Source organism: Terribium retamae, from assembly GCF_022347545.1.
GTDB classification, from domain to species: Bacteria; Pseudomonadota; Alphaproteobacteria; order Rhizobiales; family Rhizobiaceae; genus Mesorhizobium; species Mesorhizobium retamae.
Genome location: NZ_JAKREW010000006.1, coordinates 83,805 through 107,170, shown reverse-complemented (window position 1 = coordinate 107,170; position 23,366 = coordinate 83,805). Strand labels below are relative to the sequence as shown.

Annotated in this window: 21 protein-coding genes and 1 tRNA gene; 7 read left to right on the top strand and 15 right to left on the bottom strand. The window is 61.3% G+C overall.

What is annotated here, in order from left to right; translation table 11 throughout:
- Positions 1 to 36 precede the first annotated feature (36 nt).
- The gene (locus L4923_RS09295; RefSeq protein WP_239363963.1) at positions 37 to 615 is read left to right on the top strand and encodes a TetR/AcrR family transcriptional regulator; all 579 of its coding nucleotides are present in this window, start codon (positions 37 to 39) and stop codon (positions 613 to 615) included.
- 203 nt (positions 616 to 818) lie between these two features.
- Positions 819 to 3,821, top strand: coding sequence for an AsmA family protein (locus tag L4923_RS09290; RefSeq protein ID WP_239363961.1), 3,003 nt, complete (start codon positions 819 to 821; stop codon positions 3,819 to 3,821).
- A gap of 66 nt (positions 3,822 to 3,887) precedes the next feature.
- Here the strand turns inward: L4923_RS09290 and L4923_RS09285 are convergent, their stop codons facing one another.
- From L4923_RS09285 to L4923_RS09260, 6 genes are all read right to left on the bottom strand, one after another.
- The gene (locus tag L4923_RS09285; protein ID WP_239363958.1) at positions 3,888 to 4,589 is read right to left on the bottom strand and encodes an ABC transporter ATP-binding protein; all 702 of its coding nucleotides are present in this window, start codon (positions 4,587 to 4,589) and stop codon (positions 3,888 to 3,890) included.
- Positions 4,576 to 5,364 carry an ABC transporter ATP-binding protein gene (locus L4923_RS09280; protein WP_239363956.1) on the bottom strand — a complete coding sequence of 263 codons (789 nt, stop codon included), beginning with the start codon at positions 5,362 to 5,364 and terminating at the stop codon, positions 4,576 to 4,578. Before L4923_RS09280 ends, L4923_RS09285 begins: the two co-directional genes overlap by 14 nt.
- Positions 5,364 to 6,320, bottom strand: coding sequence for a branched-chain amino acid ABC transporter permease (locus L4923_RS09275; protein WP_239363954.1), 957 nt, complete (start codon positions 6,318 to 6,320; stop codon positions 5,364 to 5,366). The genes L4923_RS09280 and L4923_RS09275 overlap by 1 nt, the downstream gene beginning before the upstream one ends.
- A 2-nt stretch (positions 6,321 to 6,322) precedes the next feature.
- Positions 6,323 to 7,195, bottom strand: coding sequence for a branched-chain amino acid ABC transporter permease (locus tag L4923_RS09270; RefSeq protein WP_239363951.1), 873 nt, complete (start codon positions 7,193 to 7,195; stop codon positions 6,323 to 6,325).
- Between the two features lie 75 nt (positions 7,196 to 7,270).
- Positions 7,271 to 8,407 (bottom strand): ABC transporter substrate-binding protein, encoded by a 1,137-nt coding sequence (locus L4923_RS09265; RefSeq protein WP_239363948.1) that lies wholly within the window; start codon positions 8,405 to 8,407, stop codon positions 7,271 to 7,273.
- Positions 8,408 to 8,672: 265 nt separating this feature from the next.
- The gene (locus tag L4923_RS09260; protein WP_239363946.1) at positions 8,673 to 12,452 is read right to left on the bottom strand and encodes a vitamin B12-dependent ribonucleotide reductase; all 3,780 of its coding nucleotides are present in this window, start codon (positions 12,450 to 12,452) and stop codon (positions 8,673 to 8,675) included.
- A gap of 687 nt (positions 12,453 to 13,139) precedes the next feature.
- Here L4923_RS09260 and L4923_RS09255 point away from each other — a divergent pair.
- Positions 13,140 to 13,532: a hypothetical protein gene (locus tag L4923_RS09255; RefSeq protein ID WP_239363943.1), complete on the top strand. Its 393-nt coding sequence runs from the start codon at positions 13,140 to 13,142 to the stop codon at positions 13,530 to 13,532.
- Positions 13,533 to 13,744: 212 nt separating this feature from the next.
- On the opposite strand, the gene L4923_RS09250 is transcribed toward L4923_RS09255, so the two are convergent.
- From L4923_RS09250 to L4923_RS09230, 5 genes are all read right to left on the bottom strand, one after another.
- Complete coding sequence (locus tag L4923_RS09250; RefSeq protein ID WP_239363940.1) at positions 13,745 to 14,398, bottom strand: aspartyl/asparaginyl beta-hydroxylase domain-containing protein; 654 nt, start codon at positions 14,396 to 14,398, stop codon at positions 13,745 to 13,747.
- A gap of 115 nt (positions 14,399 to 14,513) precedes the next feature.
- Positions 14,514 to 15,005, bottom strand: a complete 492-nt coding sequence (locus L4923_RS09245; RefSeq protein WP_239363939.1) for an NUDIX hydrolase — start codon at positions 15,003 to 15,005, stop codon at positions 14,514 to 14,516.
- Positions 15,006 to 15,270: 265 nt separating this feature from the next.
- Positions 15,271 to 15,768, bottom strand: a complete 498-nt coding sequence (gene gpt / locus L4923_RS09240) for a xanthine phosphoribosyltransferase (RefSeq protein WP_239363938.1) — start codon at positions 15,766 to 15,768, stop codon at positions 15,271 to 15,273.
- Positions 15,769 to 15,944: 176 nt separating this feature from the next.
- Positions 15,945 to 16,775, bottom strand: a complete 831-nt coding sequence (locus tag L4923_RS09235) for a universal stress protein (RefSeq protein ID WP_239363937.1) — start codon at positions 16,773 to 16,775, stop codon at positions 15,945 to 15,947.
- A 93-nt stretch (positions 16,776 to 16,868) separates the two neighbouring features.
- Complete coding sequence (locus L4923_RS09230; RefSeq protein WP_239363935.1) at positions 16,869 to 17,609, bottom strand: competence/damage-inducible protein A; 741 nt, start codon at positions 17,607 to 17,609, stop codon at positions 16,869 to 16,871.
- 175 nt (positions 17,610 to 17,784) lie between these two features.
- Between L4923_RS09230 and wrbA the strand changes: the two genes are divergently transcribed.
- The 3 genes from wrbA to L4923_RS09215 all read left to right on the top strand — a co-directional run bounded on the left by wrbA (position 17,785) and on the right by L4923_RS09215 (position 20,483).
- Positions 17,785 to 18,384, top strand: a complete 600-nt coding sequence (gene wrbA, locus L4923_RS09225) for an NAD(P)H:quinone oxidoreductase type IV (RefSeq protein ID WP_239363933.1) — start codon at positions 17,785 to 17,787, stop codon at positions 18,382 to 18,384.
- 289 nt (positions 18,385 to 18,673) lie between these two features.
- Positions 18,674 to 19,093 carry a hypothetical protein gene (locus L4923_RS09220; protein WP_239363931.1) on the top strand — a complete coding sequence of 140 codons (420 nt, stop codon included), beginning with the start codon at positions 18,674 to 18,676 and terminating at the stop codon, positions 19,091 to 19,093.
- Positions 19,094 to 19,493: 400 nt separating this feature from the next.
- Complete coding sequence (locus tag L4923_RS09215) at positions 19,494 to 20,483, top strand: alpha/beta fold hydrolase (RefSeq protein WP_239363928.1); 990 nt, start codon at positions 19,494 to 19,496, stop codon at positions 20,481 to 20,483.
- A gap of 120 nt (positions 20,484 to 20,603) precedes the next feature.
- Here the strand turns inward: L4923_RS09215 and L4923_RS09210 are convergent, their stop codons facing one another.
- Positions 20,604 to 20,855, bottom strand: a complete 252-nt coding sequence (locus tag L4923_RS09210) for a DUF2188 domain-containing protein (protein ID WP_239363926.1) — start codon at positions 20,853 to 20,855, stop codon at positions 20,604 to 20,606.
- Between the two features lie 90 nt (positions 20,856 to 20,945).
- Complete coding sequence (locus L4923_RS09205) at positions 20,946 to 22,049, bottom strand: NADH:flavin oxidoreductase/NADH oxidase (protein WP_239363925.1); 1,104 nt, start codon at positions 22,047 to 22,049, stop codon at positions 20,946 to 20,948.
- Positions 22,050 to 22,203: 154 nt separating this feature from the next.
- Between L4923_RS09205 and L4923_RS09200 the strand changes: the two genes are divergently transcribed.
- Positions 22,204 to 22,785 carry an NUDIX domain-containing protein gene (locus tag L4923_RS09200; protein ID WP_239363924.1) on the top strand — a complete coding sequence of 194 codons (582 nt, stop codon included), beginning with the start codon at positions 22,204 to 22,206 and terminating at the stop codon, positions 22,783 to 22,785.
- 30 nt (positions 22,786 to 22,815) lie between these two features.
- On the opposite strand, the gene L4923_RS09195 is transcribed toward L4923_RS09200, so the two are convergent.
- Positions 22,816 to 23,154: a restriction endonuclease subunit S domain-containing protein gene (locus L4923_RS09195; protein ID WP_239363923.1), complete on the bottom strand. Its 339-nt coding sequence runs from the start codon at positions 23,152 to 23,154 to the stop codon at positions 22,816 to 22,818.
- A 63-nt stretch (positions 23,155 to 23,217) separates the two neighbouring features.
- Positions 23,218 to 23,303 (bottom strand) — tRNA-Leu (locus tag L4923_RS09190).
- Between the last annotated feature and the right edge of the window lie 63 nt (positions 23,304 to 23,366).

Sequence of the window (23,366 nt, the reverse complement as noted above, 5' to 3'; positions counted from 1 at the left end):
CCGTTTATCAAGGGGGAATGTGTCCCGTTGGAGAAAATGGAACCGAAGACCGAAAAGACAAGGCGTAAGCCGCGTGCGGATTCAATTCGCAACCGCGAGCTGCTGCTCGAGGCGGCGACGCAGATATTCAGCACCGGCGGCCCGCAAGCCAGCCTTGAAGCGGTGGCACGGCAGGCAGGAGTCGGCATCGGCACGCTCTACCGCCATTTTCCGACGCGCGAAGCCCTCTTCGAGGCGGTCTATCGCCACGAGGTCGACCAGTTGACGGATCTTGCCGAACGGTTGGCCAAAGATATCGAGCCGGTCGAAGCATTGCGCAGATGGCTGCATGCCAACGTCCGCCTCGTCGCTACCAAGAAAGGTATGATCGAAGGGCTTCAGCTTGTGGCGCACGGCTCGTCCGAGCTGAAGGCCTACTCGTTCGAGCGACTGACGGCGGCCATTGCCCTGCTGCTCGAACGCGGTGTCGCCTCCGGCGAACTGCGTTCCGACATTTCGCCGGAAGACCTGCTGCGGACCCTGGTCGGCATCTTCTATTCGCAAGGTGCGGCCGAATGGCAACCCACCGCGCTTCGTCTCGTCGATGTCTTCGTAGACGGGTTGCGCCGGCGCTGAGGCCTGCCTGTGCGCGGCCTGGTATTAAGCGGATTTTCCTGACCAAGGACCTTGCTGCGTAGCGTGACGCTTCGGCGAGGCGACAGCTTCATCATCTTCCGGACCGCCAGTGCGCGAGCCGTCTGGCGAGCCGATTGTGAAATCCGGAATGCGCTGATGTATGGTGCAGTTACTGATTCTTTCGGTGAAGCTGGCTGATCGATATGAAAAAAGCTGCTGCCGCAGTGATTGCCGTCGTTGCGGCCGTCATTGGCCTGCTCCTCGTCCTCCCGACGCTGGTTTCGACGGACTGGGCCCGTTCTGAACTCAGCCGGCAACTGTCGTCGGCAAGCGGCATGGCTATCGGTCTGAACGGTCCGGTGCGGCTGTCTTTCCTGCCTAGTTTGTCCGTAGTGACAAAGGACATCACCATCTCGTCCGAAACAGGCGATCTTTCTGCGAAAGTGCCCGAGTTTTCGACCGAGATCACGCTTTCGTCGCTGTGGTCCAAAAAGCTCGAAATCCAGTCCATTGCGCTGGTCGATCCCGCCATCACCATCAAATCATCAGCCGACGGCGCGACTGTGCAGTCGGCGCCGTCGGATCAGGCTGACCGCGATCCCTTTGCTGCGCTGATCGGCGCGCTGGAGCGACTGGCCGTCAATCGGATCACCATAGAAAATGGCAGCCTCAGCTCGACCGATGGAAGCGGCGCGGCAAGCACCGTCGGTGCGATCGATGTTGATCTTAAGGCACCTGATCTGGACGGCGAGGTGGTGTTCTCGCTGGCTGCCACGCAGGATGGCCGACGCTTGCAACTGGAGGGTACCCTTTCGGCGCTGAGACCAATTCTTCAGAGACAACCGGCCAAAGTCGTTCTTGCTGCGAAAATCGATCCCGCGCCGTCTCCTTTGCTTGCTTCGGTCAAAGCAAGCGGTGAAATCCGGCTGAATGAAAATGGCGGCTATCAGATCCTGGGCGGGCAGTTCGAGCTTGCTGACCAGTCTTTCCAACTGGACGCGCTGTTCAAACCCGGCAAGCCGCATCGCTTCCTGGCGGACCTCTCCGCGAAACGCATCGATATCGGCGTGCTAGCCCCTGCCGAAAACGGGAAGGCGGAGCCGGAGAGTGAGGGCGAACTCAGCTTGGCGATGCTGTCGAACGTCGACGCCGATGTCAGCGTCACGGTGGATCAAGTGGTCAGCGGTGCCCTTGCCGCATCCGATGTTCAATTTGCGGCGACCCTGCGCAGCGGACATCTTGAAGCGAGCCTGCAACATCTCGGTCTCGATGCAGGCAGTATCGCGGCTTCGGTTTCGACGGACGTGACCAAGGCTTCGCCTACTTTCCAGGGCAAGCTCACCAGTTCGGGACTGGATATCGGCGCCATGGCAAAGCTCGCCGGCCAGTCGGTCCCACTGTCTGGAAAGATAACGCTGGATACCGCTTTTGCGTTTCGCGGGATGAGCGCGCGCAAGATGCGCGAGAGCCTCAACCTGCGCGGGAAGGTCGGCATTCGCCAGGGCAAGGTCCCGCTGACGGCGGTTACCGGGCAAAAAAGCGGTGACATCACCGGTCTGAGCCTCGACGCAAAAATTCAAGACATTGCCGAGCCGGTCGATGTCGCGGGAAAGCTGACCTGGAAGGGGCAGGAGATCGCTTTCCAATCCAAGGTTGCACCAGCCGATTTCCTTTCCAGCCCATCGATTGCCGAGGCGTCGGGGCCGGTCAGCCTTTCCATAACGTCGAAGTTGTTGCGCGCGAGCGCGAACGGCACGGTGGCTGCTGGCGGTACGTTCAAGGGGCAGGTTTCCGCCACGACGTCATCGCTGGACAAGCTGCTGCAGTGGTTGGGGCAGGGCGCTTCCGGCGGCCTGCGGGATTTCGACTTCAAGGGTACCGTTGACGCCGGTCCGGCAGGCGTCTCGTTCGCAAAGGCCAATATTGGCCTCAATGGGATCAAGGCATCGGGCGACGGCGCGATCAAACTTGGCACGCCGCTCGATATTCGCACCTCGCTCCAGTTTGCGACGCTGGATTTCGCCGCGCTCACGGGAGGGGAGCAGGCCGCCGCCGGTGCAAAGCAAGGCGCAGCCGGTCCCAGCGACGCTCCCATCGATCTTGCCTTCCTCAAAGGGATGGATGTGAAGATCGATGTCGCGGCGGACAAGATCGGTTATGGCAAGGTCTTTGCAGGGCCGGTCAAAACAACGCTCGTGGTGGCGAACGGAGATGCCGATCTGACCGTGCCGCAAAGCCCGTTCTACGGAGGCACCATTGCGGCAAAAGTGACCGCGAGCGGATCGAGCGAAGTCCCGGCGATAAAACTGGACCTTGCAGTCGCCGGCGCGACCGCTGCGTCGCTGCTCCACGATGCGGCCGGGTTCGACAAGCTGGAGGGCCGGCTCGATACGAACGTCGCCGTGTCGGGTGCTGGGAAAACCACCAAGACCCTGAGGCGGTCGCTTGAAGGTCAAGCCTCGCTGAAACTCAGCGATGGTGCGCTGCGCGGCATCAATATCGCGGAGGTCTATAACAATTTGGCTGGACTGCTTGCCGGCGGCTTCAAGTCGGACGACAACAAGAAGACGACTTTCACCGAACTTGGCGCTTCTTTTGCTATCGAGAAGGGTATCGCACAGACACAGGATATCAGCCTGCTCGGACCGCTTGTGCGAATGGACGGCACAGGCCAGATCGACCTTGCGGAACAGACACTTGCAATCAATCTCAATCCACGGGTCGTTGCTTCGCTCTCCGGGCAAGGCGGCGACATCGCGGCAAAGGGTATCGGTGTGCCGGTCATCGTGGACGGTTCGCTGTCGGCACCGCGCATCTATCCGGATCTGCGCAAGCTGTTGCAGGATCCGAAGGGTGCGCTGGAGATGCTGAACCGCCTCGGATTGCCGACCGGCAAGCTCAACCTCGACAAAATCCTCCCGGGAGAAGCCGGTACCGACAAGGGAGCCGGCGATCTTATCGGCGACCTGATCAACGGCGCCGTCAAGGACAAGGGCGATAAATCCGGGCTGACCGACATCATAAACGGCGTCTTGCCGGGTCAGAAGCCCGATCAAGGAGCCCTGGATCAAAGCCCTCCGGAGGCGCCGCAGGACTCCGAAGGGGCGGCGCAGGGCGAAATGGAGCCCGCAGCGGACCAACCGCCTTCGCCAGAGGCACCGAAGAAAGACAAGATCGAAACAATCCTCGATCAGATTCTACGCTAGCGGCAGCGCCGATATCGGCCCAATCGATATGATCGTCGGCTCAGGCCCTTCCTCGTAAGCGCAGGTTTAGACTCCCAGATACGCAGCACGTATGCGCTCGTCCGCGATGAGTTGCTCGGCCGGGCCGGACATTGTGATGCGTCCGGTTTCCATGACGTAACCGCGATCGGCCACCTGCAATGCGGCATAGGCGTTTTGCTCGACCAGCAGCACGGTGATGCCAAGCGCCTTGAGGTTCTTCACCACGTCGAGGATCTGGGCGACGAGGATCGGTGCCAGCCCCATGCTTGGTTCATCGAGCAGAAGGCAAGCGGGCCGCGCCATCAAAGCGCGGGCGATCGCCAGCATCTGCTGCTGGCCGCCTGACAGCCCGCCGGCGGCGAGGTTGCGTTTCTCCTTCAAGATCGGAAACAGCGCGAACGCCTCGGCCATGTCCGTCTCGACCCGGGCGTCCGAGAAGAGATAGGCGCCGAGACGCAGGTTTTCCTCTACGGTGAGATTGGTGAAGATCTGTCGGCCCTCAGGCGATTGCGACAGGCCGAGCGCCACGCGGCGGTGCGCGGAGACGGTTTGCAGCGGCTCTCCGCGGAAAACCATCGAGCCGCCGCTGATCGGCTGCACGCCGGAAATACAGCGCAGCAGCGTGGTCTTGCCGGCACCGTTGGCGCCCACCACCGCGACGATCTCACCCGAACGCACGTCGAGGTCGACGCCATGCAGCACCTCGATGCGGCCGTAGCGCGAACGCAGGTTCTCAACCGAGAGCATGGCCGCCTGCCTCCTTCGGCTGAACGCCCAGATAGGCTTCGATCACCTTCGGATCGCGCGACACCTCGCCGGGTCGGCCTTCGGCTATCTTCTCGCCACGGTCGAGCACGACGATGTGGTTGGAGATGCGCATGACCAGCTTCATGTCGTGCTCGACGAGCAGGATGGCGACGCCCGACTTTGCGACGTCCGCCACAAGATGATCGATCTCTTCGGTCTCGACGGCATTGCAGCCGGCGGCCGGCTCGTCGAGCAAAAGGATACGCGGCTCAAGCGCAAGCGCCCGTGCGATCTCCAGCCGCTTCAGCGCACCGTAGGACAGCGACGATGCTTCCTTGTCGGCTGCGCAATCGAGGCCAACGCGTTCGAGCAGCTTCAGGGCAGCAGCACGTGTCTCGGCGCTGCGCTTGCGGGAGGCTGGGGTGGAGAACAGATCGGCCAGCAGGCTGGCGCGCTCCTGCAGATGGCAGCCGACCATGACGTTTTCCAGCACGGTCATTTTCTGGAAGATCTGCAGGTTCTGGAATGTGCGCGACAGGCCGCGCCGGGCAAGCAGATGCGGCACCATGCCCGTCACGATCTCGCCGTCCAGCGAAACCGCGCCGCGCGCCGGCTGGTAGGCGCCGCTGATCATGTTGAACAGCGTGGTCTTGCCGGCGCCGTTAGGACCGATGACCGAAACGATCTCACCCGGCTCGACCTGGAAACCGACATTGTCGACGGCGCGCAAGCCGCCGAAATCGATGCCGAGACCTTCGACGCGAAGCAGCGGCATCATGTTCTCCCGCGCAGCAGCCGTGACAGGCTGGGCACAAGCCCGGACGGCATGAAAATCATGACCAGCATCATGATCAGGCCGAGGATCATATGCTCGTAGTCCTGCAGGACAGTCAGCACCTGCGGCAGCATGGTAAGCAGCGCCGCTCCGGCAACCGCACCCGGCACCGAGCCCGCGCCGCCCAGCACCGTCATGGTGACAAGCTCGATCGAGTGCAGGAAACCGGCAGCGTCGGGTGTGATGAACTTGTTCATCAGCGCCAGAAGCGAACCGGACAGGGACGCATAGACCGCAGAGAGGACAAAGGCAGAGAGTTTGTAGCGCGTGACATCGACGCCCACCGTGCGGGCAGCGATCTCGGAATCGTGCAGTGCGCGCAACGCCCGGCCCGACGGGCTGTCGTGGAGATTGAGCGCAAGCCAGGTTCCGGCCAGCAGGAACAGGCCGGTGAATGCATACCAGAACTGGGCATTGGAAAGGTCGAGACCAATCGTCTCGAGCAGCTTCCTCAGGCCAAGCTCCGGTACTTCGTGGCCGTCCGGCCCGCCGGTGATCGGTGCTTCGTTTGCCAGCACCATCGAGACCAGGATGCCGAAGCCCAGCGTTGCAACCGCGAGGTAGTAACCTTGCAGACGCAGGATCGGCCGGCCGATCAACCAAGCGATTGCGGCGCTCAGCGCGGTTCCGAGCAGCATGGCGAGTGCCGGATGCAGGCCGAGATATTGCGGGGCCAGCGCGCAGGCATAGGCACCAATGCCGGCAAAGCCGGCATGGCCCAGGCTGATCTGGCCGGCAAATCCGATCAGGATGACCAATCCCGTCACCGCCAGGCCGTTTACGAAGATCAGCGAGCCGATGCGGTAGTAGAAGTTCGACGGGAAGCCGAACGGCGCGATGAGAATGATCGCGGCCAGGACCAGCAGGGTGAGATGCTTGGAGGAGGAAAGCCGCATCGTCACACCCGGTCGGTCGATTTGCGGCCGAACAGGCCTTGCGGCATGGCAAACAGCACGGCGAGAATGACGATGAAAGCGACGGCGTCCTTGTAGACCGAACTGACATAGCCGGCGGTGATCGCCTCGATCAGGCCGAGCATGAGACCGCCCACGAGCGCGCCGGCCGGCACGCCCATGCCGCCCAGCATGGCTGCGGCGAAGCCTTTCAGGGCATAGGCCACGCCGAGATCGTAGCTGGTCAGCGTGATCGGCGTCATGAGCACGCCGGCAAGCGCGCCGATGGCGGCGGAGAGCGCGAAGGACAGCGTCATCATGTAGTCGGTGTTGATGCCGACCAGCCGGGCCGCGACGCGGTTGTTGGCCGTGGCGAGGATCGCTTTGCCGGTCAGCGTGCGCGTGAAGAAGAGGTAGAGCAGGGCAAAGACCGTCGCCGCACCGGCGACGACCCACAGGCCCTGCGGCAGGATGGTGGCGCCGCCGATCACGAGCGGTTCGTCGCCGCTGAAAGCCGGAAAGCGATGCAGTTGCTTGTCGAAGACCAATTGCGCACCGCCGCGCAGGAAGATGGAGGCGCCGATGGTGATGATGATCAGGCTGACCACCGGAGCACCGCGCGCGCGTTCCACCGCGAGCTTGTTGAGTGCCACGCCGACGGCGGCCGCTGCGAGGATCGCCAGGGCCGCGGCAAGCGGCAGCGGCAGGCCTGCCTGCCATGCGAAGAAGGTGATCATGCCGCCCAGCATGACGAACTCGCCCTGGGCGAAATTCACGACATTGGAAGCGTTGTAGATGATGGTGAAGCCGAGCGCGACAAGCGCGTAGACCGCGCCGACCGTCAGGCCAGACAGCACATATTGCAGGAGCTCCGTCACTGCGACCCCTTCCGCTTGTCGTGAGGGCAGGAAGCGCGGCAGCCAGTGCCGCGCCGTTGTCCGTGCGTGGGCCTGTTACTGCGCCAGCGCCCAGTCACCATCCTTGATCTCGAGCATGCGGAAGGCCGTGAGATCGAGGCCGAGATGATCGGTGGCCGACATGTTCACCACGCCGGTCACGCCGACAAAACCCTTGGTCTGCTCGATGGCATCGCGAATTGCGGCCGGCTCGGCCTTGCCTGCGCGGCCGATGGAGTCGACCAGAAGCCGCAACGCGTCATGCGCATAGCCGCCGAAGGTCGAGGCGGGCGAACCGGTCTTCTCCTCATAGGCCTTCTTGTAGGCGCTAACCACGGCGTATTGCGGATCGTCCTGCTTGAGCAGGTTGGCGACCAGGATGGCCGTGCCGGGCAGCTTGACGCCGTTGGATGCCGGCCCGGCAAGCTCGATGAAGGCTTTGGAAGCGACACCGTGGGACTGGTAGAGCGGCGTCTTGATGCCGAGCTGGCCGTAATTGCGCGTTACGATGGCCGGGCCCTGTCCGAAGCCGGCGTTGAGGATCGCCTGTACACCTTCCTTGCCGCGGATGTTGGTGAGCTGCGGCGTCATGTCGGCGTCGTTGGGGCCATAGGTCTCGTCGATCAGCACCTCGATGCCGTAGTCGCCGATGATCTGCAGGCACTGCTTGTGCATGGAGGCACCGAAGCCGTCGGAACCTGAGATCATGCCGATCTTGGTGACGCCTGCGGCTTTCATGTTCTCGAAGATCTTGGCGCAGGCCATGCGGTCGGTGTGCGGCGTCTTGAACGTCCACTGCTGCACGGGATCGACGATCTCGATCGCGCCGGCCAGCGAGATGAAGGGGATCTCCGCATCCGCCACCACTTGCATGATCGACATGGTGGTGCCTGTCGTGGAGCCGCCTATGATGGCAACGACCTCGTCGTCTTCGATCAGGCGTGTTGCAAAGGTGCGTGCCTTGTTCGGGTCGCCGGCGTCGTCATAGGCGACCAGCTCGATCTTTTCCCCCAGCACGCCTCCAGCGGCGTTGATCTCTTCCACCAGCATGCGCAACGTCTTGGCCTCCGGGTCGCCCAGCGACGAGGCAGGGCCCGTTTCCGAAACTGTTGCTCCGATCTTGATATCGGCAAGGGCAGGCGATGCCGCACCGAGCAGAAGCACTGCTGCGGCGGTCCTCAAGGCAAAGTTCATCAGTTTCCTCCCGGGTTTTGAACTATGCGTTCCCAGGCCGCAGGCGGCCAAAATTCTTCTTTTGCGGTATTATTGACCGACCGGTCGGATTATGCAAGCGCTTTCGGGCCGTTGAGCCCAAATCTGTCGAGGCGAAGGTCGGGAGATGACTAATGTCTTTGGGGTGGTGTTGAATCGGGACAACAAAAAACCTCCGTCACTTTCGCGACGGAGGCTTTTTCAGGAAGGATACGATGTATCCCGGTCAAGTTTACCCTTTTGACAATCAGCTGCACCCGCTCGTGGCGCCGCAGGTGTCGCACTTCTCGCAGGTGCCGTTGCGCACCATCGTGAAGTTCTGGCACTCGGAGCAGCTGTTGCCGGTGTAGCCCTGCAGCAGCGACTTGGCGCGGCGGTCGGCGGCGAGCTTCTTCGCCTCCGCGGCTTCATGCGCGGCCGCGTCGGTGAACAGCGCCGACGTCGGGGTTTCTTCCTCGGTGACTTCTTCGAAAGCGATGTCCTCGGCCAGTTCCTTGGCGCGCTCCTCATAGTCGCGCTTGTAGGCGAGCGCGTCGTCGGCGCTCGGCTTCAGCGCCAGCACGTTGGAGCCTGCGAAGGCGGTCGATGCCGGGCGGGCAGGGGCCGCAGGCGCCTGGCTGCCACCAAAACCCTTCGGCTCGGCGCCGAGGTTCGACACCAGCTTCACCGGCGAGGCGCCGCGATAGAGGCCCTTGGAGAAGGGGGTCGTCTTGCCTTCGGTGATGCCCTTGCCGAGCGAGGTCTTGTCGAGATCCGACTGGTCGACATGGGCAAGGTCGTGACGCGACAGGTAGGAAACCGCCAGTTCGCGGAACACATAGTCGAGGATCGAGGTGGCGTTCTTGATGGCGTCGTTGCCGACGACCATGCCGGCCGGCTCGAACTTGGTGAAGGTGAAGGCCTCGACATATTCGTCCAGCGGCACGCCGTACTGGAGACCCAGCGAGATGGCGATGGCGAAGTTGTTCATCATGGCACGGAAGGCGGCGCCTTCCTTGTGCATGTCGATGAAGATCTCGCCGAGGCGGCCATCGTCGAATTCGCCGGTGCGCAGATAGACCTTGTGGCCGCCGACGATCGCCTTCTGGGTGTAGCCCTTGCGGCGGTTCGGCAGTTTTTCGCGGTCGCGGTAGAGACGCTCCACTACGCGCTCGACGATCTTTTCCGTCACCTGCACGGCCTTGGCGGCAGCAGGCGCGGCGATCAGCGCCTCGACGGCATCGTCTTCGTCCTCGTCGTCATCGGCGATCAGCGAGGCATTGAGCGGCTGCGACAGCTTCGAGCCGTCGCGGTAAAGCGCGTTGGCCTTCAGCGCCAGCTTCCACGACAACATGTAGGCGCTCTTGGCGTCTTCGACCGTCGCTTCGTTCGGCATGTTGATGGTCTTGGAGATGGCGCCCGAGATGAAAGGCTGGGCTGCCGCCATCATGCGGATGTGGCTTTCCACCGACAGGTAGCGCTTGCCGATCTTGCCGCAGGGATTGGCGCAATCGAACACCGCATAGTGCTCGACCTTGAGGAAAGGCGCCCCTTCCAGCGTCATCGCACCGCAGACATGGACGTTGGCAGCCTCGATCTCCTTCCTGGAGAAGCCGAGCGCCGGCAGCATCTCGAAGGAGAAGTCGCCGAGCTGCTCGTCGGTGAAACCGAAGGTCTCCTTCACCCAGTCGGCGCCGAGCGTCCACTGGTTGAAGACGAACTTGATATCGAAGGCGCTCTTGAGAGCCGCGTTCACCGCCTCGATCTTCTCGTCGGTGAAGCCCTTGGCCTTCAGCGATGACGGGTTGATACCGGGCGCCTGGTTGAGGTTGCCGTGACCGACGGCATAGGCCTCGATCTCGGCGATCTGGCTCTCCGAATAGCCCAGCGTGCGCAGTGCTTCCGGCACGGCGCGGTTGATGATCTTGAAATAGCCGCCGCCGGCCAGCTTCTTGAACTTCACCAGCGCGAAGTCGGGCTCGATGCCGGTGGTGTCGCAATCCATCACCAGGCCGATCGTGCCGGTCGGCGCGATAACGGTTGCCTGCGCATTGCGATAGCCGTGCTCCTCGCCGAGTTCGATGGCGCGGTCCCATGCTGCCTTGGCGTGCTGGCCGAGTTCGGTCTGTAACAGATCGGCATGGACGAGCGGAACGGGGTTGACGGCCAGCTTCTCGTAGCCATCCTTATCGCCATAAGCGGCGCGGCGATGGTTGCGCATGACGCGCAGCATGTTGTCGGCGTTGCGGTCATAGTCCGGGAAGGCGCCGAGTTCGGAGGCCATTTCGGCCGAAGTGGCGTAGGCGACACCGGTCATGATCGCGGTCAAAGCTGCGCAGATGGCGCGGCCTTCGTCCGAGTCATAAGGAATGCCGGAGGTCATCAGCAGGCCACCGATATTGGCGTAACCGAGGCCGAGCGTGCGGTATTCGTAGGAGAGCTTGGCGATCTCCTTGGACGGGAACTGCGCCATCATCACAGAGATTTCGAGCACGATGGTCCACAGACGCGTGGTGTGCTCATAGGCTGCGATGTCGATCTCGCCATTCTCCAGGCGATAGGGAAGGAGATTGATGGAGGCGAGGTTACAGGCCGTGTCGTCCAGGAACATGTATTCCGAGCACGGGTTGGATGCGCGGATGGCGCCCGCCGAAGCGCAGGTGTGCCAGTCGTTCATGGTGGTGTTGAAGTGCAGGCCCGGATCGGCCGAAGCCCAGGCGGCGTAGCCGATCTTTTCCCAGAGGTCGCGGGCCTTCAGCGTCTTGTGCACCTTGCCGTCGATACGGCGGATCAGGTTCCAGTCGCCGTCGGCTTCCACGGCACGCAGGAAATCGTCCTTCAGCGAGACCGAATTGTTCGAGTTCTGGCCGGAGACGGTCAGATACGCTTCCGAATCCCAGTCGGTGTCATAGGTCTTGAAGTCGAGCGCGGTGTAACCCTGGCGTGCGAACTGGATGACGCGTTGGATGTAGTTTTCCGGCACGGCATTCTTCTTGGCGGCCTTGATCTCGCGCTTGAGCGCTGTGTTGATGGCCGGGTCGAAGCAGTCGTCATCCTGGCCTTCGCAGTTGACGCAGGCCTTCATGATGGCGTCGAGATGCTTCTTGACGATCTTGGAGCCGGCGACCAGCGAGGCGACCTTCTGCTCTTCCTTCACCTTCCAGTCGATGAAGGATTCGATATCCGGATGGTCGGCGTCGACGATGACCATCTTGGCGGCGCGGCGCGTCGTGCCGCCGGACTTGATCGCGCCCGCTGCGCGGTCGCCGATCTTCAGGAAGCTCATCAGGCCGGACGACTTGCCGCCGCCCGACAGCTTTTCGCCCTCGCCACGCAGGTAGGAGAAGTTCGAGCCGGTGCCCGAGCCGTATTTGAACAGGCGTGCTTCACGCACCCACAGGTCCATGATGCCGCCTTCATTGACGAGATCGTCACCGACCGACTGAATGAAGCAGGCATGCGGCTGCGGATGTTCGTAAGCGGACTTCGACTTGGTTAGCTTGCCGGTGAATGGGTCGACATAATAGTGGCCCTGGCCGGGGCCATCGATGCCATATGCCCAATGCAGGCCGGTGTTGAACCACTGCGGCGAATTGGGTGCCACGCGCTGGGTGGCGAGCATATAGGCGAGTTCGTCGCGGAAGGCGGCTGCATCTTCCTCGGACGCGAAATAGCCGCCCTTCCAGCCCCAGTAGGTCCAGGTGCCGGCAAGACGATCGAAGACCTGGCGGGCGTCGCGCTCGGAACCATAGCGCTCGTTCTCAGGCAGTTTGGCCAGCTCGGCTTCATCGGCGACGGAACGCCAGAGGAACGAGGGGACGTCGTTTTCCTCGACCTTCTTCAGGCGTGCCGGAACGCCGGCCTTGCGGAAATACTTCTGCGCCAGGATGTCGGCAGCAACCTGCGAGAATTGCGCGGGCACATCGATGTCGTCGAGGCGGAACACCACGGAGCCATCCGGATTCTTGATCTCGGAAAGCGCCTTGCGGAATTCGATCTCCGCATAGGCCGATTGTCCTTGCTTGGTGAAACGCCGCTCAATGCGCATCGTCGTGGTTCCTTCTCGTCTATATATAGCGCTTTTCGCGGGAGATTTCCCGGTCCCTTCCCAAAAAGCGCACGTCCCAGCTTTCCGGCTGCCTCGCAACAGCCGGGGTTCCTCTCCGCACCCTGCTGTCGACCTGCTGTTCTCCGCTTCTGCGAAGCCTTTTTTCAGCCTGTCGACGGACCGGCGCGGGTCCCTCAAATCTCTAGAATTTCCGATTCCCTCGTCCGAGGGCCTTTACATTATCTAGGGCTGAGCTTCGCTGCAAACACTAAATATAGTGTTAACAGGTCATTTATTCCAGCCGTAAAAGTCTCCTTTTCAGTGTTTCTCGCTCGACGAAAAGCACGCCTCCGCCGGCCCTGTGGTTAAGGCGGAAAACGAGCGAAAACGCACAAATTCCTGGAAAAAAGACCGGGCTCTAAACTTTCCGGTCGCGCCCGAAACGCGAGCACATGACCTATAAAAGTCGACTCGCCCCGAAGCGTCAAGGGTTCGTTTTTGTAGATTTTGTGACCCCAACATATTGTGTGTCACATATGTGGATAATGGGGAGAAAATGCTCCCGGCAAAATGACCGGTTGCGTCAGGATTTTGCCCGCAACGGCTTGCTTGTTTGGCCCGTGTGCGTAAAAGAGGCGCGGGGGAGTATGGCTGAGAGGGAACAGCCGTCACGTGTTGGGGTGACAGTTGAAAGCCTATTTCGTCCGCAAGTCTGTCGACTGCGAGGTCGTCGGGCTGTTTGTTGCTCCGTCACTCGTCTTGCTCGCCGCGCTGGTCGACGAATGCTGCGACCCTGCGGTCTGCGACTATGCCCCGGCCCCGATGGGTGGCCTGTTTGTGCCAGGTCCCACGCAGACGCAATGGCCGTTGAGCGAAGATGACCCCGAAAGCGGTTTCGAGAATGTGGCCCTGTCCCAGCAGTGGGATGACGAACTTCGCGAAGGTGGTAACCTGGAATGGAAACCGCTGAAGGCGGCGGCGCTCAAGATGTTGCGCGACTGGTCGGGCAAGGGGCCCTCGGTTTCCGGTAGTTCGCCGAAGCGCGTGGCGCCTGACGAAGCTGGCAAGTCTGTCGCCTAGAGCATTTTGTAGCCAAGTGGAATCACTTGGCGTTACAAAAATGCGACGAAAACAAAAACTTAGAGCGTTTCGGCGTTTCCGTGAAAAACGGAAACGCTCGAAGGCGCGTCGCGATCATTCAGATTCGCTCCTTGCGCATCAGGTCTATCGTTTTACACATGTCGTTATCGCAAAAACCGCGGCACGCTTTTATGCGACCTGCTTCAGCAGGCTCAGGCCGAATAAGACACGCCGCGATAACGCATGCCCAACTGAACGAAACCGACGATGGCGCGCGACAGAACTTCCATGTCGGGTGGCATGTGGGGGCGCCATACATCCAGAAGCAGAGCCACACGCGGCTTGTCGGAAAGGTTGATGACCTCGTGTGGATAGGTGTCGTCCCACAGCAGGCATTCGCCATCCGAAATACGGTGGTCTTCACCGTTGATCATCATGATCGCGGCCGGTCGGCCGTCGGGCAGGCGCGGTATCTGCAGGCCGAGATGGAAGCGCATGATGCCGCGGAACGGACCGCGATGACGGGGAATATGCTTGTGCGGGGCCAGGAAGGAAACGGTGGCAGATTTGACCTCCGGGCAGCCTGCGAGGATGGTGCTTAACACCGGCATGCGCGCGAGATTTTCCGGGACGCCGACGTCGTAGGCCTTCAGCACGAACATGCGCCAATCCAGCCCGTCATTCGCGGATATATCAGCCTGTTCAGGCATGATTTCATGGAAGCGCGGCACTGTTTCCATCCGCACGGCAAGCGCCTCGTCACGAATTGCCTGCCATGCTTCGGTGAAACGTTCCGCGTTGGGGAAATCGACCACGGTATCAAGGATGGGCGGTGCGTCGATCCGGCTTTCGTAGATGCGCCGCACCAGACCGGAAGCACTGTCATAAAGCGAGATCGCCCATCTCCAGCTCAGCCCGAGACAAAGACGACACTAAACTCGACGGAACCGTCTTGGTTCCGCCGGAGGCGGCAGCCGGGGATCAGGCTGCGAATCGTTTCGGGTTTTCTCCGAAAAACGCGATGATCTGGCTAAGGTCCGGCTCGTTGACCATGCGCGCGGCTTGCATGGGTGTCACCCATTTGCGCTCGCGCTCGTGCCGTTCCTTCCATTTGGCGGCAACGTTGGTGACCTTGAGCGGAAACACCAGCACCTCGCATGGCACTTGTTGGCCGGTGGAAAGCGCCTTCGCATAGAAATAGCGGCCGGCTTCCATCGTCGAGACGGTGCCGGTCAATCCAGCCTCTTCTCCGGCTTCGCGGGCGGCTGCCTCGCAGAGTGGTTCACGCGCTTCCGGCCAGCCCTTGGGCAAAACCCATCGGCCGGTATCGCGGCTTGTGATCAGCATGACTTCGATGGAACCGGCTTGCCGGCGCCAAGGCAGGGCAGCCACTTGAAGCCGCAAGGGCACCGTGCCGAACAGTTTCCTTACCCGTTCAGCCAGATTGGCGTTTTCCAAAGGTCCATTCAGCATTCGAAAGTCACTGCCAAGAAACCGAAACTTCTTTGCCGTCTCACGAAATATGGACGCTATTTTGCGAAACAAAAGTAAAAACCGCACAGAACTGTCGCGAAATGCGCATGGAAGCAGAAAAAACTGTGCAAGCGAGACCGCAGAACGGGATGATCCCACCTTGCGGATGGCAAATGACTGCACGTTGAGCCCCATCTGCACATTCCTGATTCGGATGCGCAAACTGGTCGACCGCGGCTCAAGCAGCAAAAAATGACTGATCGGCTCAGCCGACGTGGTCGTCGGCGATCGGCTTCTGATAGGTGAAGCCCATGTCCCAGGGGAAGTAGATCCAGGTGTCCTGACTGACCTCGGTAACGAAGGTATCGACCAGCGGGCGGCCCTTCGGCTTGGCATAAACGGTGGCGAAATGCGCTTTCGGCATCATCGCGCGCACGACACCAGCGGTCTTGCCCGTATCCGTGAGGTCGTCGATGATGAGCACGCCGGCGCCGTCATCGGCAAGCAGGGAAGGCTCGATCTGTTTCAGCACTTTCAGCTGCCCTTGGGACGTATAATCGTGATAGGAGGCCACACATACCGTCTCGATGATGCGGATGCCGAGTTCGCGCGAAATGATCGCCGCAGGCACCAGGCCTCCGCGGGTGATGCAGACGATCGCCTTCCATTGCCCGTTGACACCGGACAGTCGCCAGGCGAGCGCACGCGCGTCGCGATGGAATTGGTCCCAGGAAACGGGAAAGGCCTTTTCGGGAAGGGACATCGGGCACTCCACGGGCGCGCCAGCCGCGCGCAGGATCTAAGGAATGCGGGCGGAATTAGCCGGAAAGCTGCGCCTTTGGCAAGTGGCACGTGCGCAGGCACGTATGTTGCGCGAGATATCCACACGGTCTCGATGCGAGTCGCGCGATGGATCGACGTTCAGGGCAGTGGTGATCCTTACCTCGACAGGAAAGCGGTTACCGGTGAAGAGCGCAGTACCGTCCGCGTTACGCCGCCATAGAGCAATCGGTGCAGCCAGGAATGGCTGTAGGCCCCGATCACGATCATATCAGCTCCGGTTTCGATGAGGCGGTTCTGAACCGCGTCCTCGACAGTGCCACCCTTTGTCTGCCGCGTCGCCACGCTGGCCTTCACGCCGTGACGGGTCAGGGCGGCGGCGATGCCCACGCCTGCCAATCCCTCGTCGTCGCTGTCTTCGTCAGGATCGACCACGAAGATCTCGACTTTTTCGGCTTCGATCATGAAGGGCAGGGCGTCGAAAGCTGCCCGCGCCGCTTCACGGCTGCCGTTCCACGCAAGCATGATATGGCGAAAGCTCGCAGCAACGGGCCCTGCATGAGGCACAACGAATACTGGCCGGCCGGCGTCGTAGACGAGCGAACCGATATCGGCGTTGGTATCGCTGCCAGCCTCGCGCTGCGCCGCCACCACGATATCAGCCGCGCGCACGCTGGCGAGGCTGGAAAGCGCGCTGTCGCCGGAAAAGGTCTCCTCGGCCCGCCATTCGAAGGAGAGACCGGAGGGCTGCAGTTTCTTCTGGAAGAGGGTTCGCAGCTTCGCCGACCGCTCCTTGTTGAGATCCGCCGAGACTTGCATGAACTCTGTATCGGGGAAGCCGGTTGCCGACGTATATGGCATCGGCAGGGCTTCCGCGTGGACCCCGATTATGTGCGCGCCGAAGCGGGAAGCGAGCGCGATCGCGCCGTCCAGAACGCGCTCGGCGTCCTGTTCGCTCTGCACGATGGCAACGATGGTCTTGAATGACATGGAACCCTCCTGCTGCACGCTCGCACCGCCGTCATGAGCGGGCCCGGATAGAACGCTGAGGATACAGGACAGGTTCCCGCCCGGCCAGCGGGCTCAACCGTCTTTGGCGAGCCCTTGCACCATGGCTTCGATTTCGGCGCGGACGGCTTCCAGCACTTTGGGCGACCGGGCACGCACAACCAATTCCGTCCAGAACGCACCGTCGGCATATTTCGGATAAGAGCCGATGATGGTGTCGGGATGCGCCTTCTGGATTTCGGCGAGTGGTCCGCCGATACGACCCTCGCCATACGGGCACTGCACGGTGGCGGAGAGCAGCTTGGTTCCGGTTTTCAGCGTTGGCACGACATTGTCCAGCATCGCCTGGAATATCGAGGGCACGCCGGCCATCACGTGAACATTGCCGATCCGGAAGCCAGGCGCCACCGAAACGGGATTGTCGATATGCTCGGCACCGCGCGGCATGCGTGCCATGCGCTTGCGGGCGTCATTGAATTCGATGCCGCGCTGTTCATAGCTGGCGGCAAGCAGTGCAAGTGCCTTTGCATCATACTCGCACGGCACGCCGAAGGCCTTGGCAATCGAGTCCGCGGTGATGTCGTCATGTGTCGGCCCAATCCCGCCGGTGGTGAAGACATAGGTATAGCGGGCACGCAGCGCGTTGACGGCATCGACGATCTCATCTTCCTCGTCGGGAACGACCCGGACTTCCTTCAGATCGATGCCGATCGCCGTCATCATGTCTGCCAGGTGTCCGATATTCTTGTCCTTGGTCCGACCGGAGAGGATTTCGTCGCCGATGACGATCATGGCGGCTGTGACAATATCTGGCATGGCGCACTCCGGATGGGATGCCGTCGAAATAGCGCGGCGGCTGGGTACGGGCAATGCTTCTGAAACGGTGAACAGTGCGTGTCAGAATTGCCTGCTTTCGGTGAACGGTCCGCGCACTAGATTGCGGCGCTGGGGGACGGGCCGTTTCCCGGAAACACCGCAAGGAGTTGCGCGCATGGCAAAGGTACTGGTACTTTATTATTCGAGCTGGGGACATATGGAGCAGATGGCCAAGGCCGCTGCCGAGGGTGCACGGGAAGCTGGCGCCGATGTCACGATCAAGCGGGTACCTGAACTGGTGCCGGAAGCAGTCGCAAAGGCCGCTCACTACAAGCTCGATCAGGATGCGCCGATCGCCGATCCGCTCGAACTGGAAAATTATGATGCGATCATCTTCGGTGTCTCGACCCGCTACGGCAACATGGCCGCGCAGATCAAGAATTTCCTGGATCAGACCGGCCCGCTCTGGGCCCGCGGCGCGTTGGTCAACAAGGTTGCGTCGGTGATGTCCTCCACAGCCACGCAACATGGCGGCGCGGAGTTTGCGCTGATCAGCACGCAGGTCTCCCTGCAGCACCATGGCATGATCATCGTGCCGCTGTCTTATGCGTATCAGGATCAGATGGGCAATGATGTGGTGCGCGGCGGTGCGCCATATGGCATGACCACCACATCCGACGGTGATGGCTCGCGCCAGCCATCGGCGCAGGAATTGGACGGCGCGCGCTTCCAGGGCAAGCGGGTGGCTGAAATCACTGCCAGGCTGCACGGCTGAGCGTCTCACGGCCGGCACATGGCAGGCGGGCGGCTCGCAAGCGCCGCCCGCTTTTTTATCCGGTCGGCAAGCACTCCGACCTCCTGGTGCTGGTATTTCATCTCGGGTTGATCACAGCGGATGATATTTCCGTGAGGTGGGAACGCCGTTGAGGAGGGCGCATTTCTTTTGGCGGATCGGGAACTTCCGGCGAGGAAAGCAAAAATCGCGACAGGTGGAACCAGACGATCCAGCAGCGGAACGGGCTGCGGAGCGGACGTTGCTTGTTCTCAATCGCAGAGGAACAATCATGTCTCCTATCTCATCCAGACTTATTCTTGCCTCCGTCGTTGCATTGTTTCCGGTTGCTGACGGTGCATTTGCCGCTGAACATCATCATGCCCGCGTGACCACGCATGCGATTGCGGTATCCAGTTTCGAAAACGGCATGGCACGGGCGATCTACAATCAGGCCGACGGTGTCCGTCAGGGCATCCGCGATGCCGAGCGGCTCAATCTCATCGACACTTCGAAGGCAGGAGAATTGGCGTTCCAGGCTCGGGAGATCCGCAACGAAGCAGCGCGCGGCGACGGCTCACGTGCGTTGCTTGCCCGCCTTGACGATGTCTCGCAGAGTCTTCGCGCAGCCACCGGCGAAGCGACACCGAACTCCAATGGCGGCGATGGCGGATATTATCCCGACGGGTATAGCTCGAGCTTTCCACGATAGGTGATCGCCTGCGTCGACGCCAAGTCTGGCGTGCATCGTCGGCTTGGCAACCGGCAATCGAACAGCACGCCCGCTCCGACCGTGCCAATCGGGGCGGGTGTCGTTCTATGTGTAATGGTACCGAGCCGCCGCGGTCTCCGTCCGGTGGATATACGGCATTTGCCGTATATCGCCACGTAATCCGGATTAGTATTCTTCCAATGCGTGCTCTGATTTGGGCGGGGCGTTCAAGGACATGCAGAAAGTCCGGACCGGAAACGGTTCGGATTTTTGCGTTTCGGCTCTGCGAACGGTCCGCTTTTCTGCTGCCTTTATCTCCGTACTCCCGTGCCGCGATAGCGCTGCTTGACAGAAGAGAGCGGGGCAAGTCGATATGGCATAGTCAATTTGCAGGCTGCCGATGTTACTGACCGCGCTTCTCTGGCTGCTTGGGGCTGTTGTCCTGGCTTGCCTCGCCATCGTCGGTTTTTTCGTCTTCAAGACACGGCGCATCGCCGCATGGGTCGAGCGGACGATGCCACCGGCCGGAAAGTTCATCGACATCAACGGCAACCGCATCCACTATGTCGACATCGGCGAGGGGCCGCCGATCGTTTTCCTGCACGGGCTCGGCGCACAGCTGCACCATTTCACCCATCCGCTGTTCAAGGTGTTCGGGCCGGGCTACCGGCTGATCGCGCTCGATCGGCCCGGGTCCGGTTATTCGACACGTGCGCGCGGTTCGACCGGGCGCTTGCCGGAACAGGCCGATATCGTCTGCGCCTTCATGGAAAAACTCGGGCTCGAAAAACCGGTCGTTGTCGGCCATTCACTCGGCGGTTCGGTGGCGCTGGCTATCGCGGTAGAACATCCGGATGCGATCTCAGGTCTGGTGCTGCTGGCGGCACTCACCCACAAGGAGGTCGATCTCAGGCTGGAATTCAAGGCGCTGTTCGTGTCTTCGCCGCTGAAGCGGTTCGTCCTCGCGCATACGATCTCAGCGCCGGCGGGACTGAAATACGGTATGAAAACGATGGGCCTGATCTTTGCCCCGCATTCGCCACCGGAAAACTACATGACCGAGAATGGGGGGTATATCGGGCTGCGTCCGAGCCACTACTACGCCAGCGCAACCGATTTTACAGTCATCGAGATGGATCTGCCGCGGCTGTCGGAACGCTACAACGAGATCAAGGTACCGTCAGGGCTGCTGTTTGGCGGCGTCGATCCGATCATCTCGCTGGAGGTGCAGGGCACGCCGGTCAAGCAGAAGATCGAAGGACTGGACCTGGAGATTGCGGAAGATCTCGGGCATATGCCCCAGTTCATCGGCCCGGAGCAGGTCACCGCTTTCATCCGGCGGATTGCCGAGCGAGCATTCGCCGACCGTGTATCCGCCTCGAACATCTAGAGCGTTTCCGTTTTTCACGGAAACGCGGAAACGCTCTAAGCTTTTGTTTTTGCCGCATTTTTGTAACGCCAAGTGAATCCGCTTGGCTACAAAAATGCTCTAGCTAAAGACGGTTCAGCGTCAGGCGGCCGGATCATCCTGCACTTCGGTCTCTGGCCGATCGCGCCCGTCGGCCAATTCCGAATGCCACTTGCCGTTGACATCCTCATATTCGATGCCGTCGGTCTGACCGGCGATCTGTTGCTCCGACGAGGCGATCCTGGCCGCTTGAAGTGCATCGGAATGGCTTGGAAAGGTTTCCGAATAAGTGTCGCCCACCTTGTAGGCCCACCCTCCATCATGCTCGACGATCCTGTAGGTCAACTTCGCCATGAAAGCCTCCGGTGACGGCACTCCTCCCATCCGAGACTTTCCTGCACTTTGAAACAGATTTCAACCTTTTGCGGCCTTAGCCGGCAAGTCTCAATCCTCGTCGCGGATCCAATGCTCCATGGTGGTGACGGAACGGGCAAGCTGCGGCGCCGGCTGGATCTTTTCGCCGAGGCTTGCCGCAGCGCGCCAGCCCCAGCGCGGGTCGGCCAGGAAAGCGCGTCCAAGCGCCACGATGTCGGCCTTGCCCTCGGAGACGACAGCATTGGCGTGCTCCGGATCGGTTATGAGACCGACGGTGCGTGTGGTGATGCCGACGGCCTTGCGCACCGCTTCGCCAAGATGCACCTGGTAGCCCGCGCCGGTCGGCAGCTTCTGCAGCGGGGAATTGCCGCCGCTGGAGCAGCAAAGATAAGCGAGCCCAGCGTCCTTTAGCGCTTTTGCCACTTCGATTGCATCCGGTACGTCGAAGCCGCCATCGACCCATTCCTTCACCGAAAGCCTGGCGCCCAGCATCAGCTTGGGTGCTGCCGCCTTCACCGCCTTTGCGATCTCCACCGCAAAACGCATGCGGTTTTCCAGCGAGCCGCCCCAACGGTCGGTGCGGCGGTTGGAGAGCGGCGACAGGAACTGGAAGATCAGGTAGCCATGGGCCGCGTGCAGTTCGATGAAATCGAAGCCGGCGCGTTCGGCGCGCCTGGCCGCCTCGGCGAACCGTTGGATGACACCAAGCACTTCCTCGTCGCTCAGTTCGTGCGGCACCTGCCAACCGGTGTCGTAGGCGATGGCGGAGGCCGAGACGACCGGCCACGGATCCTGTTCCGGCTTCAGGGGGCCACCGCCTTCCCAGGGCCGCTGGCATGAAGCCTTGCGCCCGGCATGGGCGAGTTGCACACCGAACTTGGCTCCCGGCAGCGCGACGCGCCTCGCAGCATCCAGCGTGCGCTTGGCCGCGGCCTCATTGTGATCCGAATAGAGGCCGAGGCAACCATGGGAGATGCGGCCGCGGCGCTCGACATCAGTCATTTCAACGGTGATCATGCCGGCGCCCGACATGGCTAGGTTCATCCAGTGATACAGGTGCCAGTCCGTAGCGGAGCCGTCATCAGCGGAGTATTGGCACATTGGGGCCACGGCGATACGGTTCGGCAGGTCGAGGCCATCGAGCGTAATCGGCTGGAAGAGAGCGGCGGTCATTATGGCTCCGATTTTTTGATATGAAGGCCTTCTAAGCTGAAGTGGTCTTGCCCGCCAGATTGTTTGCAAGTCAGGTGCTGATCTAGTCAACCTGCATCATTGCGGTCTGACGCTTCGCGCGTTATCCCAGCCCATCCCCCGAGACGAGGCAAGCATGGACGACCGCATCCGTATCCTGTCGCAGGAAATCCTTTCCGACGATTGGGCCATCCTGAAAAAGACCACCTTCGACTACCGCCGCCGCGATGGTGTCTGGGAGACGCAAGTGCGCCAAACCTACGACCGCGGCGATGGCGCCGCCATTCTTCCCTTCGATCCCGACCGAGGCACGGTGCTTCTGGTGCGGCAGTTCCGTTGGCCGGCTTTCGTGACCGGCCATAAGGAACCGCTGATTGAAGTCTGTGCTGGACTGCTGGACAAGGACGACCCTGAGACATGCATCCGCAAGGAGGCGGAAGAGGAGTTGGGCTACCGGCTGAACAGCGTCAAGCTCTTGCTTACGCCCTATATGAGCCCAGGCAGCGTCACCGAGCGGCTTTGGTTGTTCGCAGCGCGTTATTCGCCGGCCGACCGCATTTCGGAAGGCGGCGGTGCGCCGGAAGAGGGCGAAGACATCGAGGTGCTCGAAATGCCGGTCGACGATGCGATAGCTGCGATCTCCGACGGCCGGATCATCGACGCCAAGACGATCCTGTTGCTGCAACATCTCAAGTTGAACCCGGCGCTATTCGGCTAGGAAGCGGAACCTGCTGCCGGTCCGAATGCCCTAAAGTTCGCCCCGGCAGCGCTGTTTTCGGCTTGCTTCGATGGCCGCTTCCTGCGCTTGCAGCCGTTCGATCTCGGCAGTTCGGCGATCCTTCAGCACGGACACCGCTTTCTGTCCGCCAGGCAGCCAGAACGGGATGCGGGCATTTGAGATATTGCCGCGACTGATCGCGGTGGACGTCACGCCTTTTGCCAACTCACCGAGCGCAACGTTGAGCTCGGTGCAATTCATCGACCCATATTGCGACGGATCGACCGATTTCATCGAACCGCAGGCCGCCAACAAGGGCAGGCCAAGCAGAAACGCGGTTGCCAAAGGCTTCTGGGCGATCGCTTTCATGACGACAGGCTAGCAACTGCGTTCACGAAAGGGAACGGGTAAGCGGCCGCAGTGGTAAGGAGGTGGTGCGGACGACGGGAATCGAACCCGTACGATCGAGGATCGAGGGATTTTAAGTCCCTTGCGTCTACCAGTTCCGCCACGTCCGCACGCGCCGTCACATCAATGAGTTGGCGTGCGTAGTCAACACATGTTTTGCGCCGGAGCGAAAC

Bases quoted from the DNA above. Each gene is read 5' to 3' on its own strand.
- L4923_RS09265 (WP_239363948.1), bottom strand. From the start codon at position 8,407: ATGAACTTTGCCTTGAGGACCGCCGCAGCAGTGCTTCTGCTCGGTGCG.
- L4923_RS09220 (WP_239363931.1), top strand. From the start codon at position 18,674: ATGTCTCCTATCTCATCCAGACTTATTCTTGCCTCCGTCGTTGCATTG.
- L4923_RS09230 (WP_239363935.1), bottom strand. From the start codon at position 17,609: ATGCCAGATATTGTCACAGCCGCCATGATCGTCATCGGCGACGAAATC.
- L4923_RS09195 (WP_239363923.1), bottom strand. From the start codon at position 23,154: ATGAAAGCGATCGCCCAGAAGCCTTTGGCAACCGCGTTTCTGCTTGGC.
- L4923_RS09235 (WP_239363937.1), bottom strand. From the start codon at position 16,775: ATGTCATTCAAGACCATCGTTGCCATCGTGCAGAGCGAACAGGACGCC.
- L4923_RS09275 (WP_239363954.1), bottom strand. From the start codon at position 6,320: ATGCGGCTTTCCTCCTCCAAGCATCTCACCCTGCTGGTCCTGGCCGCG.
- L4923_RS09245 (WP_239363939.1), bottom strand. From the start codon at position 15,005: ATGCTGAATGGACCTTTGGAAAACGCCAATCTGGCTGAACGGGTAAGG.
- gpt (WP_239363938.1), bottom strand. From the start codon at position 15,768: ATGTCCCTTCCCGAAAAGGCCTTTCCCGTTTCCTGGGACCAATTCCAT.
- L4923_RS09285 (WP_239363958.1), bottom strand. From the start codon at position 4,589: ATGCTCTCGGTTGAGAACCTGCGTTCGCGCTACGGCCGCATCGAGGTG.
- L4923_RS09210 (WP_239363926.1), bottom strand. From the start codon at position 20,855: ATGGCGAAGTTGACCTACAGGATCGTCGAGCATGATGGAGGGTGGGCC.
- L4923_RS09215 (WP_239363928.1), top strand. From the start codon at position 19,494: ATGTTACTGACCGCGCTTCTCTGGCTGCTTGGGGCTGTTGTCCTGGCT.
- L4923_RS09205 (WP_239363925.1), bottom strand. From the start codon at position 22,049: ATGACCGCCGCTCTCTTCCAGCCGATTACGCTCGATGGCCTCGACCTG.
- L4923_RS09260 (WP_239363946.1), bottom strand. From the start codon at position 12,452: ATGCGCATTGAGCGGCGTTTCACCAAGCAAGGACAATCGGCCTATGCG.
- L4923_RS09295 (WP_239363963.1), top strand. From the start codon at position 37: ATGGAACCGAAGACCGAAAAGACAAGGCGTAAGCCGCGTGCGGATTCA.
- L4923_RS09290 (WP_239363961.1), top strand. From the start codon at position 819: ATGAAAAAAGCTGCTGCCGCAGTGATTGCCGTCGTTGCGGCCGTCATT.
- wrbA (WP_239363933.1), top strand. From the start codon at position 17,785: ATGGCAAAGGTACTGGTACTTTATTATTCGAGCTGGGGACATATGGAG.
- L4923_RS09200 (WP_239363924.1), top strand. From the start codon at position 22,204: ATGGACGACCGCATCCGTATCCTGTCGCAGGAAATCCTTTCCGACGAT.
- L4923_RS09280 (WP_239363956.1), bottom strand. From the start codon at position 5,364: ATGCCGCTGCTTCGCGTCGAAGGTCTCGGCATCGATTTCGGCGGCTTG.